Annotated in this window: 15 protein-coding genes; 10 read left to right on the top strand and 5 right to left on the bottom strand. The window is 73.0% G+C overall.

The genetic code is table 11. The features are described 5' to 3' along the window. A partial coding sequence (locus PSH25_RS04550) for a hypothetical protein (RefSeq protein ID WP_238657805.1) occupies positions 1–1,175 on the top strand: 1,175 nt, incomplete at its 5' end. 222 nt (positions 1,176–1,397) lie between these two features. Continuing rightward, positions 1,398–2,546, top strand: a complete 1,149-nt coding sequence (locus tag PSH25_RS04545) for a SigB/SigF/SigG family RNA polymerase sigma factor (RefSeq protein ID WP_238657804.1) — start codon at positions 1,398–1,400, stop codon at positions 2,544–2,546. A gap of 69 nt (positions 2,547–2,615) precedes the next feature. Here PSH25_RS04545 and ctaD read toward each other — a convergent pair whose 3' ends face one another. The 5 genes from ctaD to PSH25_RS04520 all read right to left on the bottom strand — a co-directional run bounded on the left by ctaD (position 2,616) and on the right by PSH25_RS04520 (position 8,250). Further along, positions 2,616–4,607, bottom strand: coding sequence for an aa3-type cytochrome oxidase subunit I (ctaD, locus tag PSH25_RS04540; protein WP_238657803.1), 1,992 nt, complete (start codon positions 4,605–4,607; stop codon positions 2,616–2,618). A 124-nt stretch (positions 4,608–4,731) separates the two neighbouring features. Further along, positions 4,732–5,460: an ATP-binding protein gene (locus PSH25_RS04535; protein ID WP_238657802.1), complete on the bottom strand. Its 729-nt coding sequence runs from the start codon at positions 5,458–5,460 to the stop codon at positions 4,732–4,734. Between the two features lie 107 nt (positions 5,461–5,567). Beyond that, positions 5,568–6,026 (bottom strand): DUF4383 domain-containing protein, encoded by a 459-nt coding sequence (locus PSH25_RS04530; RefSeq protein ID WP_372492717.1) that lies wholly within the window; start codon positions 6,024–6,026, stop codon positions 5,568–5,570. An 84-nt stretch (positions 6,027–6,110) separates the two neighbouring features. Then, positions 6,111–7,268, bottom strand: a complete 1,158-nt coding sequence (locus tag PSH25_RS04525; RefSeq protein ID WP_238657801.1) for a glycosyltransferase — start codon at positions 7,266–7,268, stop codon at positions 6,111–6,113. Between the two features lie 55 nt (positions 7,269–7,323). Continuing rightward, positions 7,324–8,250, bottom strand: coding sequence for a glucosyl-3-phosphoglycerate synthase (locus tag PSH25_RS04520; RefSeq protein WP_274526990.1), 927 nt, complete (start codon positions 8,248–8,250; stop codon positions 7,324–7,326). 284 nt (positions 8,251–8,534) lie between these two features. Between PSH25_RS04520 and PSH25_RS04515 the strand changes: the two genes are divergently transcribed. From PSH25_RS04515 to PSH25_RS04480, 8 genes are all read left to right on the top strand, one after another. Next, the gene (locus PSH25_RS04515; protein ID WP_238657799.1) at positions 8,535–9,545 is read left to right on the top strand and encodes a Gfo/Idh/MocA family protein; all 1,011 of its coding nucleotides are present in this window, start codon (positions 8,535–8,537) and stop codon (positions 9,543–9,545) included. Next, positions 9,538–10,626 (top strand): zinc-dependent alcohol dehydrogenase, encoded by a 1,089-nt coding sequence (locus PSH25_RS04510; protein WP_238657798.1) that lies wholly within the window; start codon positions 9,538–9,540, stop codon positions 10,624–10,626. The genes PSH25_RS04515 and PSH25_RS04510 overlap by 8 nt, the downstream gene beginning before the upstream one ends. Positions 10,627–10,667: 41 nt before the next feature. Continuing rightward, positions 10,668–12,476: an ABC transporter ATP-binding protein gene (locus PSH25_RS04505; protein ID WP_238657797.1), complete on the top strand. Its 1,809-nt coding sequence runs from the start codon at positions 10,668–10,670 to the stop codon at positions 12,474–12,476. Positions 12,477–12,551: 75 nt separating this feature from the next. Next, positions 12,552–14,843: an accessory Sec system translocase SecA2 gene (gene secA2 / locus PSH25_RS04500; RefSeq protein ID WP_238657796.1), complete on the top strand. Its 2,292-nt coding sequence runs from the start codon at positions 12,552–12,554 to the stop codon at positions 14,841–14,843. 181 nt (positions 14,844–15,024) lie between these two features. Then, a complete protein-coding gene (locus PSH25_RS04495) occupies positions 15,025–15,765 on the top strand; it encodes a GAF and ANTAR domain-containing protein (protein ID WP_238657795.1) in 741 nt (246 codons plus the stop codon). A 423-nt stretch (positions 15,766–16,188) separates the two neighbouring features. After that, positions 16,189–16,674, top strand: a complete 486-nt coding sequence (locus PSH25_RS04490) for a DUF2231 domain-containing protein (RefSeq protein ID WP_238657794.1) — start codon at positions 16,189–16,191, stop codon at positions 16,672–16,674. Between the two features lie 113 nt (positions 16,675–16,787). Then, complete coding sequence (locus PSH25_RS04485; protein WP_238657793.1) at positions 16,788–16,982, top strand: helix-hairpin-helix domain-containing protein; 195 nt, start codon at positions 16,788–16,790, stop codon at positions 16,980–16,982. A gap of 75 nt (positions 16,983–17,057) precedes the next feature. Then, complete coding sequence (locus tag PSH25_RS04480) at positions 17,058–17,816, top strand: class I SAM-dependent methyltransferase (protein ID WP_238657792.1); 759 nt, start codon at positions 17,058–17,060, stop codon at positions 17,814–17,816. Positions 17,817–17,923: the final 107 nt, after the last annotated feature.

Here is a 17,923-nt window from a genome sequence, read left to right as displayed (position 1 = left end):
TGGTCGACGAGGTGGACGCCGCCCGGGTGGCCCGCTGGTTCGTCGACCAGTACCCCCGCCGGCGCTACCCCGGGGTGCTGATCGGCTCTCCGCACGGCGCGGCGGCGCACCTCGCGGTGGCCCTTGGCGTGCCGTGGCTGCCGGCCGGCTTCGAGATGACCGTGCACTGGGCCGACGGCGGGGTGGACCGCCCGGCGGACGCCGTGGAGCACGGCGCCGCACTCGCCACCCGGATGCTCGCCGGCAACGCCGACCTGCACCTGCGTCAGGTGCACTGCCCGGCCAGCCGCGGGGCGCTGACCGGGGCGACCGTGTCGCTGACCGCCGCGTGGAGGGCCCTACCGGCCGCGTACGCGCAGTTCCTGGCCGACCGGCTGGTGCCGGAGGCCCCCGTGCTGCTGGTCCACGACGCGCGCACCTGGCCGGTGCTGGAGCGCGGGCCGGGGCACAGCTTCCAGGTCGGTTGCCCGGGCAGCGGGCTGGACCCGGTGGACTTCCACCCGGACAGTCACGCGTTGCGGCAGGTGCTGCGCTCCGTCGGCGGCGACGCGACCCGGTGGGAGCCACCGGAGGTGTCCGTACCGTCGGCGTACGCCGAGCACGGCGTCGACTCGGGCTTCGAACTGGCCACCCGGGACTGGTCCGCCCGGCACCACCACCCGTTGCACCGGGTGCTGGTGCCTCGGCCGGCGGCGCTGAGCGCGGGCGTGGCCGACCTGTACCGGCGGTGGCTGCGGCGCGCCGGCAAGACCGGTGACCGGTTGGTGGTGGAGTGCGGCCGACTGCTCGACCCGTGGCAGGTGGTGCGGGCGGGGCTGGTGCCGTACTGGTGTGAGAACGCCACCCGCCGCAGCGTCGACGAGGCCGAGTGGTGGCTCGCCGGCAGCGAGGCGTTCAGTTCGGTGGACGTGTTGCCCGAGCCGCCCGGGGTGCGCTCGCCCGCCCTGGCCGGGCTGCCGCAGTGGCTGGCCGTCGCCGGGTTCGGCCGGCGGCGTCGGGCGCTGGACCGGACCACGGCCCGGGGCTACCCGGTCACCTCGGTGCCCACCCGCCGGGCCACCGAGGTTCTGCGCGCCCAGCCGTACGACCTGCCCGCGCCGCCCCCACTGGGGGTCGCCGAGGCGCTGGCCGTGCTCCGCGACAGCGGCGGCCACCAGGGGTTGTTGGTCTCCTGAGACGGAGCACGCCGAAACATCCTCGCGAACCCGGGGTCCCGTGATTGAGTACCTACGGAGCGGGAACATCGCTGGCTGCGACGGCCTGATTGCGCTGCGTAGAGGCGGTGTCGCCCGCTGGCATCCCAGTCACTGACCCACTTTCCGGCCCGGTGCGTGGCTCGACCACGCGCACGACCGGTTTCCCGATCCGGGCGGGGGACCTTCCTGAGGGAGGCGCGGATGTTCGGACAGACGAGCACGACCACGACCACGACCACACCACCACCCACCGACCGAGGTCTGGAGGATCTCGACGCGGCGGCGATGGCGTACGCGGCCCGGATCGCCGGGCTCCCACCGGAGCGGCGGGGGGAGGCCCGCGAGGACCTGGTGCGCTTCGCGCTGCCGTTCGCCGGCCGGCTGGCCCGCCGGTACCGGGGGCGGGGGGAGCCGCTGGAGGACCTGGAGCAGGTGGCCCGGTTGGGGCTGGTCAACGCTGTCGACCGCTATGACCCGGAACGGGGCTCCTTCACCGCGTACGCCGCGATCACCATCGTGGGCGAGATCAAACGACACTTCCGGGACCGGACCTGGGGCGTACACGTGCCCCGCCGGCTGCGGGACCTGATCCTCGAGGTGGGGCAGGCCACCGCCGCGCTCACCAGCGAGCTGTCCCGGGCGCCGACGGTGGCCGAACTGTCGGCCCGGCTGGAGACCCCGGAGGAGGAGATCCTCGCCGCCCTGGAGTCGGCGGCCGGCTACAGCCCGGCCTCGCTCAACGCGCCCGTGGGTGGGGAGAGCTCCGCCGAGTTCGGGGACCTGGTCGGTGAGTCGGACAACGCGTTGGAGTCGGTCGACGACCGGGTGACGGTGAGCGGTCTGCTGCACCGACTGCCCTGGCGTGAACGGCGGATCCTCGCGATGCGCTTCTACGGCAACCAGACCCAGGCGGAGATCGCCGCCCGGTTCGGCATCTCGCAGATGCACGTGTCCCGGCTGCTGTCGCGGGCGCTCACCTGGCTGCGACAGGCGATGCTCGCCGACGCGCCGCCGCCGTGGCAGAACGGCGCCGCCGAACCCGACCCGGGCAAGACCCGGATCTCGGTCAAGCAGAACGGCGACTCGGTGGTGGTCGAGGTCGGCGGCGAGATCGACCGCGACGGCGCGGACCAGCTGCGCCGGGCCATGCTGGAGGCGGTCACCGGCCAGCCCAGCGAGGTGGTCGTCGACCTGGTCGGCGCGGGTGGCTTCGACGCCGGTGGGATCGCCGCGCTGATGGCCGGTCGGGACGCGGCCGAGCGGACCGGGGTGCCGCTGCGGCTGACCCGGGTCCAGCCCGCGGTACGCCGTTCGCTCACCGCAGCCGGCCTGGCGCCGGCCCGGGACTGACTGACCGCACCCGGACGAACGAAGGGCCGACACCTCGCGGGGTGTCGGCCCTTCTGCGCGTACCCCTGGTCAGTGCTCGTCGGGGTTGCCGTCGCTGTGCGGGTGGCGCCAGCGCTCGTGCGGCTTCGGCGCGTCCTCGGCGTCCTTCGGCGAGTCGCTCTCCTCGAAGCTCGGCCGGCGGACGCCCTCCGGCTCCGGCACGTCCACCGGCCGGGCGCCGGAGCGCGGCGCCGGCTGGTAGTCGGTCGCCTCGCGGGCGCCGTGCGCGCCCTCGGCGGACGGCGACTCCGGGGCGTGGTGCTCCATCCGCAGTTCGTCGGAGAACTGCTGCGGCGGCTTCGTGGTGCGCTGCGGCAGGTCGCGGCCCAGATCGGCGACGAGCGGACCGTACTTCAGGTCGAAGGCGGGGCGCTCGGACCGGATCCGGGGCATCCGGTCGAAGTTGCGCAGCGGCGGCGGGCAGCTGGTGGCCCATTCGAGGGAGTTGCCGAAGCCCCACGGGTCGTCCACCGTCACCACCGCCCCGTACCGCCAGGACTTCCAGGCGTTGTAGATGAAGAAGAGGGTGGACAGGCCGAGGATGAACGCGAAGATGCTGGAGACGGTGTTCAGGGTGGTGAAGCCGTCGGTGGGCAGGTAGTCGGCGTACCGGCGCGGCATGCCCTCGCTGCCCAGCCAGTGGTGCACCAGGAAGGTGCCGTGGAAGCCGATGAACATGGTCCAGAAGTGCGCCTTGCCGAGCCGTTCGTCGAGCAGTCGCCCGGTCATCTTCGGCCACCAGAAGTAGTAGCCCCCGAAGAGGGCGAAGACCACGGTGCCGAACACCACGTAGTGGAAGTGCGCCACCACGAAGTAGGTGTCGTGGGTGTGGAAGTCCACCGGCGGGCTGGCCAGCAGCACCCCGGTGAGACCGCCGAGCAGGAACGTCACCAGGAAGCCGATGGCGAACAGCATCGGCGTCTCGAAGGTGAGCTGCCCCTTCCACATGGTGCCGATCCAGTTGAAGAACTTCACGCCGGTGGGCACCGCGATCAGATAACTGAGGATGCTGAAGAACGGCAGCAGCACCTGGCCGGTGGCGAACATGTGGTGCGCCCAGACCGTCATGGAGAGCACGGTGATGGCGATGGTGGCCAGCACGATCCCGGTGTAGCCGAAGAGCGGCTTGCGGGAGAAGACCGGGATGATCTCGGTGATGATGCCGAAGAACGGCAACGCGATGATGTACACCTCGGGGTGACCGAAGAACCAGAACAGGTGCTGCCAGAGCATCGGGCCGCCGGTGGCCGGATCGAACACGTGCGCGTTGAGCAACCGGTCGGCGGAGAGCGCCAGCAGCGCGGCGGCCAGCAGTGGGAAGACGAGGATCACCAGCACGCTGGTGAACAGCATGTTCCAGGTGAAGATCGGCATTCGGAACATGGTCATGCCGGGCGCGCGCAGGGTCAGGATCGTGGTGATCAGGTTGACCGCGCCGAGGATGGTGCCGAGCCCGGAGACGACCAGGCCCACCACCCACATGTTCGCGCCCACACCCGGGCTGTGCTCGTAACTGCTCAGCGGGCTGTACGCGGTCCACCCGAAGTCCGCCGAGCCGCCCGGGGTGAGGAACCCGCCGACCACCAAGAGGCCGCCGAACAGGTACAGCCAGTAGGCGAGCGCGTTGAGGCGGGGGAACGACACGTCCGGTGCGCCGATCTGGATCGGCACGATGTAGTTGGCGAACCCGAACGCGGCGGGCGTGGCGAACAGCAGCAGCATCACCGCGCCGTGCGAGGTGAAGAGCTGGTTGTACTGCTCCGAGGAGAGGAACTGCAGCCCCGGGCGGGCCAACTCGGCGCGCATCAGCATCGCCTGTAGCCCGGCCAGCAGGAAGAACCCGAAGGAGGTCAGCAGATACAGCAGGCCGATCTGCTTGTGGTCGGTCGTGGCGAGGAACTTGATCAACGAGTTGCCGGGGACCGGCGTGCGTACCGCTCCCGGGAAACCCCCGAAACGGGCCGGTGCCAGGATCGCCGGACCCCGATCGCGACCGGGTTCTGTGGTTACCCGCTTGGGCATGGCTGCTCACCCCGTCGTGACGGCAGAAAGGACGGGCGTGCTCTACCCACCCTCGCACCATGTAACCAGCCAGCAGCGGTAATTTCGGTCAGATCGCCAGTACCGGGGCAGGCGCCCCAGGCCTTCAGGTCGCCGGCAGCATCGCCCAGACGGCCTTGCCCTGACCGGCCGGCACGCTGCCCCAGCGCTGGGTCAGCTCCCGGACCAGCATCAACCCTCGCCCACCCTCGGCGTGCAGGTCCGTCCCACCCGCCCGGGCCTGGGCACTGCTGCCGTCCACCACCGCCAGGTGCAGATACGGCCGGCGCAGGGTCACCGTCACCTGCATGGGCGTGCCGGCGTGGCGCACCACGTTGCCGACCAGCTCGCTGAGCACCAGCGCGGCCGGGCCGGACGCGTCGGGCAGGTTCCACCGCGCGCACGCGTCGGTGACCAGGTCCCGGGCCCGCCGGCACGCCCCGGCCACCGGCTCCAGTCGGGCCCGCATCCGCAACGTGGACGACGTGCCGGCCAACCGGGTCGCCTCCGCGCAGTCCGCGGAGACCGAGAGCACCCGGCACGTGGTCGACTCGGCCAGCCAGCGCGCGGCGACCGGCGACGGGGCGCAGAGTAGCACCGGCACGGCCGGCCACTCCTCGGCCCGGCGAGCGGTCGCGGCGAAGACGGACAGCGCCAGGCGATCCTCCACGTTCACCCCGGCCATGTCGACCACCAGCGCCTCCGGCTGGTCGACAAGAGCGTCGCTGAGCGCCTGGTGCACCGAGCGCATCGTGCCCAGGTGCAGTGGGCCGGTGAGCCGGACGACCGCCACCGGTGCCGTGGTACGCACCTCGCAGGTGATCCCGCTCGACATCGGCGCCTCAATTCGCTGCTGGGTCCGGATCTGCCAACTACCCGAGGCCGTTCCCGATCAAACCGGACCGATGGCGGAGCGAGGCAGGTCACGCCCGCAGTCCCAGGTCAGGGACGGGGCCGGCCGGTCAGGACGCCCAGTGCGACCATGCCGACACCGAGACCCAGGTGCAGCCAGCCGTCGGCGTCGTTGACCGGGAGCACGTTCGCACCGGTGTCGTGGTCCACCGCCAGCCCGTAGAGCCAGAGCACCAGATAGATCGCGCCTCCGCCGATCAGGAACGCCCGAGCGCCGGTGACCGTCCGCGCCAACAGCAGACCCGCCACGCCGAAGGCCAGGTGCACCAGGTTGTGCAGCACCGACACCTGAAAGACGCCGAACAGGTACGCGCCCGAGTCGTGGCCGGCGAAGCGCAGCGCGTCCATGCCGCTGGTGATCCCCGGCACGAAGCCGAGCACGCCGACCAGCAGGAACAGCACGCCCACCGTCGCCGCCGCGCGACGGACCGGCGGTTTGCCGTCGGCCGGGTTGGGTCGGGCCCGGGAGTGCGCCATCGATCCGACCATTCCCGGCTCCTCGTCGCGCGGCGGGCATGAGCGCTGCCGGCTACCCGCTGTCCCGGCCGACAAACCGGCCGGCCGCGCCATCGGTCAGGCCGGCAGCAACCTCGGCGCGCTCGCCAACTGCCGCACCCGCTCGTACAGCTCGACGTAGCGCTGCGCCATCACCGCCGGAGTGAAGCGCTGCGCGGCCACCCGCCGGCACTCGTCGGGGTCGAGCAACTCGGCGGCGAGGACGAGGTCGTCCAACTCCTCCTCGTCGGTGGTGAGCAGCCCGGTGCGGCCGTGCTCGACCAGCTCCGGCAGGCAACCCCGGGCGGTGGCCACCACCGGCGTGCCCAGGGCGAGCGACTCGACGACCGCCGTGCCACCCGGCTCCTCCCACCGCAGCGGGAACAGCGACGCGCGGGCGCTGGCGAGCAGGTCGTCGCGCTCCTGGCCGGCCACGGTGCCGACCCAGCGGACCAGGTCACCGTCGACGTGCGGTGCCACCTCGTCGAGGAAGAACCGCACGTCCGGGTTCTGCCGGGCCTCGTCGCCGGCCGCGGCCAGGTCGGCCGGCCGATGGTACGGCCCCACGGGGCCGGCCAGCACCAGCGGAAGACCGACCCGGTGCGCGAGCCGGGCGCCCACGTCCTGCCCCTTGCCCGGGTTGATCCGACCCAGGATGAGCAGGTGCTCGCCCTTCTCCGGTCGGGGCCGCCGGTCGGCGTCGACGGCGAGCGGCGTGGACAGGTGCACGTGCCCCACCGAGTGCTCCCGCAGCGCCAACGGGGCGCGGGCCAACTGCGACGCGGAGACGCCGTTGACCCGGACCCGGTCGCCGCCGTCCAGCCCGCCGTAGAGCGCGGGGTGCTTGGCCAGGTCCCAGTGAAGGGTGTGCAGGGTCGGCGGCCCGGCCGGCCCCATCGCGGCGAGGGTGGCCAGCCCGACCGCCTCGACATGATCGTGCACCAGGTCGATGTCGTCGCGGGAGTGCAACTCCCGGACCACTCCGGCCAGGTGCGCCTGGGCGATCCCGCAGACCTGGTTGTACGGCCGCTGCAACGCGGCGAACTGCCCGTCGGCGAAGACCGAGATCTGCTCGTCCACCGGCAGGGTGCTGCTGCCCACCGAGGCGAGCATCACCCGTACGCCGAGCCGCCGCAGCTCCGGCACCAGCGTGGCGATCACGTTCTCGATGCCGCCGTAGCCGGGCGGTGGCACCGACAGCCACGGGCCGGCGTTCATCAGCACGGTGAGGCTCATCGGGTGCGTCCCTTCCGGCCGGTCGGGGCTCGCAGGATCGGCTCACTCCTCGCGCTCACGCGGCGGCCACCCGGCGGCGGGGCACCCGGTGGCGCAGTTCGGCCAACGGCGGGCGCTCCTCGATGGACACGTCGCTGACCACGATCTCGCGGTCCAGGTTCGGCAGAGTGTCCGAGCCACCGCGACGGAACTGGGTCAGCAACGCCTCCGGCGCGAACCCGGGGGTCGCCCAGCCGCGCCGTTGCAGCCGGGACCAGGCGGTCAACATGATCTGCGCGGACATCCGGCCCAGGGCGGCGGTGTCCTGGTGGCGGTGCTTGCGCTCACCGAGGTCGACCTGGGCCAGCGCGTCCAGGCCGACCAGGTCGAGCAGGTCGATCATCATGGCCGTCTCCACCCCGTACCCGGAGACGAACGGCACCTGGGCCAGGACGTCCCGGCGGCCCGCGTACTCGCCGGCGAGCGGCTGCACGAAGCCGGCCAACTCGGGCCAGAAGAGGTTGAGCAGTGGTCGGGCCATCAACTCGGTCACCCGACCCCCGCCGTCCTGCTCCACGCTGGCGGTGCCCACCAGGGGTCGGTGGTAGAAGCCCTTCACGAAGTCGACCGACGGGTCGGTCAGCAGCGGGCCGAGCAGCCCGCTCACGAAGTGCGGCCGGAACTCCCGCAGGTCGGCGTCGATGAACGCCACCACGTCTCCCTCGGCGGCGGCCAACCCGGCCCAGAGCGCGTCGCCCTTGCCGGTGAGCCGGGGCAACCCCCGGGTCATCGCGTCCTGGCTGACCACCTCCGCACCGGCGGCGCGGGCCACCTGGGCGGTCCGGTCCGTCGAGCGGGAATCCACCACGATCAGCTCGTCGACCAGGGCCACCCGATCCATCAGGTGCTCCCGGATGGTCGACACGATCGCGCCGACGGTGGCCTCCTCGTTGCGGGCCGGCAGCACCACGCTGACCCGCGTCCCACCCTTGGCACGCAGCAGCCGACGCGTCGGCCAGTCCGCCGCCGACGTCGTCCGGTACGTGGCCCACGCCTCTACCACCGGTGACACGCTCGATGTCGTATCCCGCACGGGCACCCCTCCGTTCGTGCGTGGAAAAACCGAATTTGGTTGTTCCCATTCCTCGTCACGCGCTAACCGCTTTCTCGGCAACAGCTTGATCACAGAGGTGACGTCAATGGGTTCCCGGGTGATGAACGTTTGATTGCGCGCACCCCAGGGGACTGCTCACACCGCACATGAATTGTCTTCGAAGGGGTGTCGGGATGCGGAAATGCCGGGTGGGTCTGGTCGGCGCCGGTGGTGTGGCACAACGTCACGCGCGGGTGCTGGCCGGGTTCGACGACGTCGAGCTGGTCGGGATCACCGACGTGGCGCCGGAGGCGGCGTCCGCGCTGGCCGCACAGCACGGCGGGCGGGCCTGCACCGACGTCGCCGAGCTGCTGGCCACCGAGCCGGACGCCGTGTACGTCTGTGTGCCACCGTTCGCACACGGCCCCGCTGAGGAGGCGGTGATCGAGGCCGGGCTGCCGATGTTCGTGGAGAAGCCCGTCGCGGTCGACCTGAGCACCGCCGAGCGGATCGCCGACCTGGTCGCCCAACGCGGGCTGCGCACCGCCGTCGGCCACCACTGGCGCTACCTGAGCGTGCTCGACCAGGCCCGCGACCTGCTCGCCGACCGCCCGGTGCGGATGGTCAGCGGCGCCTGGCTGGACAAGGTGCCCCCGGTGGCGTGGTGGTCGCGGCGGGACCGCTCCGGCGGCCCGGTGGTCGAGCAGGCCGCCCACGTGCTCGACCTGATCCGGGTGCTGGCCGGCGAGGTCACCGAGGTCACCGCGTACGGCAACGGCACCCCACCGCCGGTCGACGGCGCCGACATCGACTCGGTGACCACCGCCGCGCTGCGCTTCGCCGACGGAGCGGTCGGCACGCTCAGCGCCGCCTGCGTCCTCGGCTGGAAACACCGCGCCGGCCTGGAGATCCTCGCCGACGGGCTGGCCCTCGCGATCACCGAGGACGGGCTGTCGATCCGCGACGCCGACGGCGAACGACACCTCCCGGCCGACCCGGAAGCCGCCCGGGTGGCGGTGGACCGGGCCTTCGTCGACGCCGTCCGCGGCATCGGCGACGACGTGCGCGTCCCGTACGCCGAGGCCCTCGCGACCCAGCGCCTCGCCCTCGCGGTGGCCGACTCGGCCCGCACCGGCACCACTGTGCGGCTCGCCACCGCTACCGCGCCGACGATGCTCGCCAGCGGGGTGACCGTCGATGCGTGACAAGGTCGTGGTGGTCACCGGCCCCGGCCAGGTCGACCTCGTCGAGCAGGACGCCGCCCCGCTGCGCCCCGGCACGTTCCGGGTCGAGACCCTGTTCAGCGGTGTCTCCGCCGGCACCGAGCTGAGCTACGTCAAGGGCACGAATCCCTACCTGAACGTCACCTGGAATGCCGACCTGGGGCTGTTCCAGCCCGGGGCGGCCAGCACGCCGTACCCGGTGACCCGACTCGGCTACATGCAGGTCGGCCGGGTGGTGGAGAGCGAGACCCCGGCCGTCGCGGTGGGCACGGTAGGCGCCATGACGTACGGGCACCGCACCGGCTGGTTGGCCGACCCGGTCGCCGAACGGTTCGTGGCGCTACCCGACGACCTGGACCCGCTGCTCGGCGTCTACGTCGCGCACATGGGCCCGATCTGCGCCAACGGTCTGCTGCACGCCGCCGCCGACCTGCACGGCACCGACGTCCGGGCGCTCGGCGACGGGGTACGCGGCCGACGGGTCGCCGTCGTCGGCGCCGGTGTCGTGGCGCTGTTGACGGCGTTGTTCGCCCGGCGCAACGGCGCCGCGTCGGTGGTGGTGCTCGACCCCACCCCGCACCGCCGTCAGGTCGCCGAGGCGCTCGGCCTGGAAACCCTCGACCCCGACGCGGACGACCCGGCGGTCGTGCTCAAGACCCGCTGGGCGCACACCGCCGGCGACCGGGGCGCCGACGTGGTGTTCCAGTGCCGGGGGCAGGCGTGGGCGTTGCACCTCGCCCTGCGGCTGCTGCGGCCCCAGGGCACCGTCATCGACCTGGCCTTCTACCAGGGCGGCGCGGACGCGGTCCGCCTCGGCGAGGAGTTCCACCACAACGGGCTGTCGCTGCGCTGCGCCCAGATCGGCCGGGTGCCGCGCGGGCTCGCGCCCACCTGGGACCGCGAACGGCTCTCCGCCGAGACCGTCGACCTGCTCAGGACGTACGGAGACGCCATCCGCAAGCACCTCGTCTCGGCGGTGGTGCCGTTCGACGAGGCGCCCGCCCTCCTCACCGACCTGGCCGACCGTCGCCGCCAGGAGCTTCAGGTGGTGCTCGCCGCCTGACCCGCCTCCGCCGCGTGCCAGGGCCGGCTACCGTTCGCGACATGAGCACCGTGCAGGACCGGCCGGCCCCCGGCGACACCTCGACCGACCGGCCGGTCGGCGGCAGCCCCGCCGGCCGGCCGGTCGGCCTGGCCGCGTTGCTGCCGTACCTGCGGGAGCACCGCGGCACCCTGGTCGTGGTGGGCGCGCTGTCACTGACCGGCTCGGCGGCGTCGCTGGCGCAGCCGCTGCTCACCCGGTCGGTGCTGGAGCGGATCGGCGCCGAGCAGGGGGTGTCCCGGCTGGTGGCGGTGCTGGTGGCCCTCGTGGTGCTCGGCGCGGCGATCGGCGGGCTGCGCGACTACCTGCTGCAACGCACCGCCGAGGGGCTGGTGCTGGGCACCCGGCGCCGGCTGGCCGGCCACCTGCTGCGGCTGCCCATCGCCGAGTACGACCGCCGACGCACCGGCGACCTGCTCTCCCGGGTCGGCTCGGACACCACGCTGCTGCGCGCGGTCGTCACCTCCGGGCTCTTCGAGACGGTCACCGGGGCGGTGACGGTGGTCGGCGCCGGCACGGCCATGGTGCTGCTCGACCCGCTGCTGTTCGGCGTCACTCTGCTCGGGGTGGCGCTGGGGCTGGCCTTCGCCGCCACCTTCGCCCGCCGGGTCCGGGCGCTGGCCCGAGTCGCCCAGGAGCGGATCGGCGAGATGACCTCGGCGGTGGAGCGGTCCATCTCGGCGGCCCGGACCATCCGGGCCAGCCGCGCCGAGACCCGGGAGACGGAGACGGTCACCGGCAGCGCGCGGGATGCGTACGCCGCGGGGCTGCGGGTGGCCCGGGTGCAGGCGTTGGTCGGCCCGATCGGCTCGGTCACCGTGCAGGGCGCGTTCCTGCTGGTGCTCGGCATCGGTGGGGCGCGGGTCGCCGCCGGGGCGATCTCCGTCGGCGACCTCGTCGCGTTCGTCATGTACCTGTTCCTGCTGGCGCTGCCGCTGGGTCAGGTGCTGCGGGCGTACACCCAGTTGCAGTCTGGCCTGGGCGCCCTGCAGCGGATCGAGGAGATCCTCGCCGTGCCCGCGGAGGGCGCGGACGACCGGCCGGCGCCGGCCGCCGCGACGGCGACCCCGCGCCGCCCGACCCCGATGATCGAGTTCGACCGGGTGGGCTTCGGCTACCCGGGCGGCGAGCCGGTGCTGCACGAGGTCAGCTTCGCGGTTCCCGCCGGCACCCGGACAGCCCTGGTCGGTCCCTCCGGCGCCGGCAAGTCCACCCTGCTGGCCCTGGTCGAGCGCTTCTACGAGGTGAGCGCCGGCGCGGTCCGACTCGACGGCACCGACGTCCGGGACCTGCCCCGCGACGCGCTGCGGGCCCGGCTCGGCTACGTCGAGCAGGAGGCTCCCGTGCTGGCCGGCACACTGCGGGAGAACCTGCTGATCACCACCCCGGACGCCACCGACGACCGGTTGCGCGAGGTCCTCGACGAGGTCAACCTGGGCCACCTGGCGCGGCGCACCCCGCAGGGCCTCGACGTGCAGGTGGGGGAGGGCGGCGTCCTGCTCTCCGGAGGTGAGCGGCAGCGACTGGCCATCGCCCGCGCGCTGCTCGCCGGCCCGCCGGTGCTGCTGCTCGACGAGCCGACCAGCAACCTCGACTCCCGCAACGAGGTCGCGCTGCGCCGCGCCATCGACGCCGTGGCCGTCCGCCGGACGCTGTTGATCGTGGCGCACCGGCTGGCCACCGTGGTCGACGCCGACCAGATCGTCGTCCTCGACGGCGGCCGGGTGGTGGCCGTGGGCACCCACGCCGAACTGACCGCCACCGACCCGCTGTACCGGGAGCTCGCCAGCCACCAACTGCTCGTCGGCTGACTTCGTCCCAGGAAGGCGGACTTGCCGGGCGGCCGGGCCGCGCGCGCCGCCCGGAATCGCGTACCGTTGCCGCTCATGGGTGTGTCGCAACGGTTCAAGAGCAAGTTCCGGCGGTTCCTCCAGCGCCCCGGCTCGACCGTGGATCTTGCTCCGCTGGAGAAACTGCTCCCGGCGATCGAGGCGCGCGAGGCTGAGCTCACCGCGCTCGACGACGCCGAGCTGACCGCGGCCGCGGGCGCCGCCGCCGGTTACGAGGAGATCTGCGCCGTCGGCCGCGAGGCCGCCCGCCGTGGCCTCGACCAGCGGCCGTACGACGTGCAGCTGCTCGGCGCGATGTCGCTGCTCTCCGGCAAGGTCGCCGAGATGGCCACCGGTGAGGGCAAGACACTGACCGCCACGGTCGCCGCGTACGGGCACGTCCGGCTCGGCAACGGCCCGGTGCACGTGCTCACCATCAACGACTACCTGGCCCGCCGCGACGCCCAGTGGATGGAGCCGGTCTACACCCTGCTCGGCCTCACCGTCGGCTGGGTCAACGAGGCCTCCACCCCGCAGGAGCGGCGCGACGCGTACGCCTGCGACGTCACCTACGTCTCGGTCAGCGAGGCCGGCTTCGACTACCTGCGCGACCAGTTGGTCACCGACGTGGAAGACCGGGTGCAGCCCGCGCTGACCACCGCCATCGTCGACGAGGCCGACTCGATCATGATCGACGAGGCCCGGGTGCCGATGGTCCTGGCCGGCGCGGTGCCGGGCGAGCAGGACCCGGTGCACGCCGCCGCCGCGCTCGTCCGTGGCCTGCGCAAGGGCAAGCACTACACGGTCGCCGAGGACGGGCGGAGCGTGGCGTTCACCTCCGCCGGCCTGGCCGCCATCGAGGCCAAGCTCGGCATCGACCTGTACGACGAGGAGCACGTCGCGCAGCTCTCCGCGGTCAACGTGGCGCTGCACGCGCACGCCCTGCTGCACCGTGACGTGGATTACATCGTCCGGGACGGTTCGGTCGAGCTGGTCGACGAGATGCGCGGCCGGGTGGCCCAGCGCCGCCGCTGGCCGGACGGTCTCCAGGCCGCCGTCGAGGCCAAGGAGGGGCTGGACGCCACCGCCGAGGGCGAGGTGCTCGGCACCATCGCCATGCAGGCGTACATCGCGCTCTACCCGAAGGTCTGCGGGATGACCGCCACCGCGGTGCTGGTCGGCGACCAGTTGCGGGAGTTCTTCGGCCTCGAGGTCGCGGTGATCCCACCGAACACCCCCTGCATCCGCGAGGACGAGCCGGACCGCATCTACGCCACCCGGGCGGAGAAGGACGAGGCGCTGATCGACGAGATCCAGCGCTGGCACGCCAAGGGGCGGCCGGTGCTGGTCGGCACCCTGGACGTCAAGGAGTCCGAGGGGCTGGCCGCCGGGCTGAACGCCGCCGGGGTGCCCTGCGTCGTGCTGAACGCCAAGAACGACGACGAAGAGGCCGCGATCATCGCCGAGGCCGGCGCGTACGGCGCGGTGACCGTCTCCACCCAGATGGCCGGCCGGGGTGTCGACATCCGTCTCGGCGGCAGCGACCAGGCCGACCAGGAGCGGGTCGCCGAGCTGGGCGGGCTCTTCGTGATCGGCAGCGGCCGGCACGACAGCCGCCGCGTGGACGACCAACTGCGCGGTCGAGCCGGCCGGCAGGGCGACCCGGGTGGCTCGGTCTTCTTCGTCAGCCTGGAGGACGACCTCGTCGTCCGGCACGCCGCCGACTCGGTGCCGGCCTCGCCGCGGATGAACGCCGACGGCCTGGTGACCGACGAGCAGGTCGACTACGCGGTGGAGCACGCCCAGCGGGTCGCCGAGGGCGTCAACCACGAGATCCACCGCAACACCTGGCGCTACAGCGTGGTGATCGAGCAGCAGCGCAAGGCCCTCGCCGCGCGCCGGGAACGCCTGCTGACCAGCGACGTGGCCGCGGTGATGCTGCTCGAGAAGGCGCCCGAGAAGGCCGGCGAGATGGACGAGGAACTGCTCGCCCGTGCCGCCCGGTCGATCGCGCTCTACCACCTGGACCGGCTCTGGGCCGAGCACCTGGCCGAGCTGTCGGAGGTCCGCGAGGGCGTCCACCTGCGCGCTCTGGGCCGGCTCGACCCGCTGGACGAGTTCCACCGGGCGGCGGTGCCGGCGTTCAACGACCTGATCCCGGAGATCGAGGCCCGCACCATCGCCACCTTCACCGAGACCGAATTCGATGAGGACTGGCAGCCCGACGACGGCACTCTGGTCCGGCCCACCGCCACCTGGACGTACCTGGTGCACGACAACCCGTTCGGCTCCGAGCTCGACCGCCTGATCGCCTCGATCGGGCGGCGGCTCAGCGGCGCCTCGCGCTGACGTACCGACCGTCGGGGCCCCGGTCGCGCCTCCACGCGCGGCCGGGGCCCCGAAATACGCCGTTTCGACCCAGGTTTCCCAGGGTAGTAGGGCTGGTCGGTCGAGTCGGGAGAGAGCAGACGATGACACAGGTGACGATGCTTGCCGGGCAGGCACGAGACGGCACGGAGGCTGCGAACCGGTGAACCTCGACACGCGGGAACCGGTGGCGCAGACCCTCGGCGTGCTGGAAGCAGCCGCGCTGCTCCGGGAGCTGACCGCCGGGCTGATCTCCCTGACCGATTTTGATGAGGCGCTGCTGGCACTGGTCCGGGTCACCCGGGACGCCGTCGCCGGGGTGCGCTGGTGCGGGTTCACCGCCCTGCGGGCCGGCGAGCCGGCCGGGGTGGCCGCCTCCGACGAGGGGTTGGCCGGGCTGGACGACCTGCGACACGGGCCGGACTCGCCCGCGATGAGCGCGATCCACCGCCGCGAGATGATCCTCGCCGCCGACCTGGCCAGTGAGCCCCGCTGGCCGGCCTGGACGGCGCGCGCCCGCGACCTCGGCGTACGCGGGGTGATCTCCGCGCCGGTCGACATCGACGACCAGGTGATCGGCGCGATCAACCTGTACGCCGCCGCGCCGGACCTGTTGACCCCGCAGCACCAGTTGACCGCGATGCTGCTCGCCGAACACGCCGGCCTGCTGCTCGCCGCCGTCCGCGACCGTGGCCGGCAGCTCACCCTCGCCGGTGAACGGGACGCCTCGCTCCTGCACGACGGGGTGGTGGGCCAGGCCGTCGGCGTGATCATGACGCAACGCGGCTGCCCGCCGGCCGAGGCCCTCGACGTGCTGCGGACCGCCGCCTCGTCGCTGGACATCCCGCTGCGCGAGGTGGCGGAGCGACTGGTCCGCACGGTCTCCCGCCAACGCGACAACTGACCCCGGCCGCGCCGCCGCGCTGCCGGCTGCCCTGCTGTCGTGATCGCGTCGGTGCCGGTCGGCCTCGTCGGTGCCGGTCGGCCGTGTCGGTGTTGGTCGGCCGTGTCGGTGTCGGTCGGCCTCGTCGGTGCCCCTCGGCCGTGTCGGTGTCGTGATCGACTCGGGTTCCTGGAAGTCGGGGGGTCATGGGTCGGCGGATGCCCCGACTTCCTGAAGCGCGAGTCGATCAACACTCGGTCTGGCCGTCTGGCCGTCTGGCCGTCTGGCCGTCTGGCCGTCTGGCCGTCTGGCGTCGGGCGGGCGGGCGGTGGCCACGGGTGCCCGTTCTCCCTGCCACCGGCGAGTCGGGCGGCATCGTTTCGCCTCGACCGGCCTCGGGTAGCACTCTGGTCAGGTGAGCTGCGCCGACCCGGGGGAGGACCGATGCAGAGCCGGCTGAGGGTGCAGGGGCACTCGATCCAACCGATGCTGGTGACGTTCCCGCTCGGGCTCTTCGTCAGCGCCACCGTCTTCGACCTGACCGACGTGGTCGGCGGGCCCGCGTTCCTGGGCGAGGTCGGCTACTGGACGGGCGTCGCCGCCCTCGTCGCCGCCGCGCTGACCGCCGTGGCCGGCATGGTCGACCTGTGGGACGTGCCGGTTGACCGGACCCGCCGTACCGCCGTGGCCTTCAACCTCGTGAACGCGGTGATGGCCGCCATGTTCCTGCTCACCTGCCTGGTCCGGTCCCACTCTCCGCAGCGCGGCGCGTCGGTCGCGATCCTGGTCACCGAGCTGGTCGCGCTGGCCGTCGGCGGGGTCGGCGTACACCTGGGCGCCCGGCTGATGCGTCAGTTCGACAGCGGCCGCACCGAGGCCGGCGGCCTGGACGCACTCGCCGGCTCCACCGGCGAGATCGCCCGCCCCTGACCCGACCTGCCGGACAGGCCCGCGCGACCCGCGACCCGCGAGCCGGGTGCCCGGCCGGCCGGCTTCGTGCGCGGGGCCGGCATCGGAGCGGCTGGTCGATCTACCATCCCGGGATGACCCCCTCTCTGGACACGCTCCCGAAGATCGGCGCGCCCGCCACCCGGGCCCTGAACGCCGCCGGTTACACCGCGCTGCGGCAGCTCGATGGTGTCCCTCGGGCGGAGCTGGCCAAACTGCACGGCATGGGCCCGAAGGCGCTCGGAATCCTCCAGGCCGCCCTCGAGGAGCACCAGCTCGGCCTCGGCTGAGATCCACGCGGACGCCCCGGCCGGGCGGCGGCAAATGGGTTGCCGGCCGGGTGGCCAGCCACGAGGCTGACCGCCATGATCGCTGAGCGTGACGCCGAGAACCTGATCGCGGAGGCCGTCGCCGCACCCGTCGATGGTTGGGGCTTCGACTGGCTGGCGGGCCGGGCCACCGAGGAGCGTCCACCCTGGGGGTACGCCCGGATCGTCGCCGACCGGATGGCGCACGCCGGCGCGGCTCTGGACGTGGACACCGGCGGCGGGGAGGTGCTCGCCGAGGTGCCGCGTCCACCGAAGCTGCTGACGGCGACCGAGGCGTGGCCGCCGAACGTCGAGGTCGCGCGACGGACCCTGCGTCGGGTCGGCGCGTCGGTGGTGGCGGTCGCGCCGGACGGGCCGCTGCCGTTCCGCGACGCCTCGTTCGATCTGGTGGTCAGTCGGCATCCGGTGCGTACCGACTGGGTCCAGACGGCGCGGGTGTTGCGACCGGGCGGGACGTTCCTGTCGCAGCAGATCGGGGCCGGCACCATGCGGGAGCTGAGTGAGGCGATCCTCGGGCCATTGCCGCCGCCGACCCAGCGACACCCCGAGCACGCGGTCGCCGCCGCCGAAGCCGCCGGCCTGCGGGTGGTCGACCTGCGTCGGGCCACCCTGCGGGCGACCTTCTCCGACATCGGCGCGGTGGTCTGGTTTCTGCGCAAGGTGATCTGGACGGTGCCCGGGTTCACGGTCGACCGCTACCGCGCACCGCTGCGCGACCTCCACCACCGCATCACCGCCGAGGGCCCCTTCGTGGCCCACGCCCAACGCTTCCTCATCGAGGCCACCCGCCCCTGACCCCCGCACGCGTCGATCTTGCAGTTGTGGTGCCCCACAAATGCCCAATGTCGGGACGGTCCACCCACCAGAACTGCAAGATCGGCGGGCGCGGGCGCGGGCGCGGG

The organism is Micromonospora foliorum, assembly GCF_022229015.1.
GTDB classification, from domain to species: domain Bacteria; phylum Actinomycetota; class Actinomycetes; order Mycobacteriales; family Micromonosporaceae; genus Micromonospora; species Micromonospora foliorum.
Note: the sequence above shows the minus strand (reverse complement) of the source record. Positions and strands in the feature narration are given on the sequence as shown.

Coding starts and splice junctions, on each gene's coding strand:
- PSH25_RS04545 (WP_238657804.1), top strand. CDS start 1,398: ATGTTCGGACAGACGAGCACGACCACGACCACGACCACACCACCACCC.
- ctaD (WP_238657803.1), bottom strand. CDS start 4,607: ATGCCCAAGCGGGTAACCACAGAACCCGGTCGCGATCGGGGTCCGGCG.
- PSH25_RS04535 (WP_238657802.1), bottom strand. CDS start 5,460: ATGTCGAGCGGGATCACCTGCGAGGTGCGTACCACGGCACCGGTGGCG.
- PSH25_RS04530 (WP_372492717.1), bottom strand. CDS start 6,026: ATGGTCGGATCGATGGCGCACTCCCGGGCCCGACCCAACCCGGCCGAC.
- PSH25_RS04525 (WP_238657801.1), bottom strand. CDS start 7,268: ATGAGCCTCACCGTGCTGATGAACGCCGGCCCGTGGCTGTCGGTGCCA.
- PSH25_RS04515 (WP_238657799.1), top strand. CDS start 8,535: ATGCGGAAATGCCGGGTGGGTCTGGTCGGCGCCGGTGGTGTGGCACAA.
- PSH25_RS04510 (WP_238657798.1), top strand. CDS start 9,538: ATGCGTGACAAGGTCGTGGTGGTCACCGGCCCCGGCCAGGTCGACCTC.
- PSH25_RS04505 (WP_238657797.1), top strand. CDS start 10,668: ATGAGCACCGTGCAGGACCGGCCGGCCCCCGGCGACACCTCGACCGAC.
- secA2 (WP_238657796.1), top strand. CDS start 12,552: ATGGGTGTGTCGCAACGGTTCAAGAGCAAGTTCCGGCGGTTCCTCCAG.
- PSH25_RS04490 (WP_238657794.1), top strand. CDS start 16,189: ATGCAGAGCCGGCTGAGGGTGCAGGGGCACTCGATCCAACCGATGCTG.
- PSH25_RS04485 (WP_238657793.1), top strand. CDS start 16,788: ATGACCCCCTCTCTGGACACGCTCCCGAAGATCGGCGCGCCCGCCACC.
- PSH25_RS04480 (WP_238657792.1), top strand. CDS start 17,058: ATGATCGCTGAGCGTGACGCCGAGAACCTGATCGCGGAGGCCGTCGCC.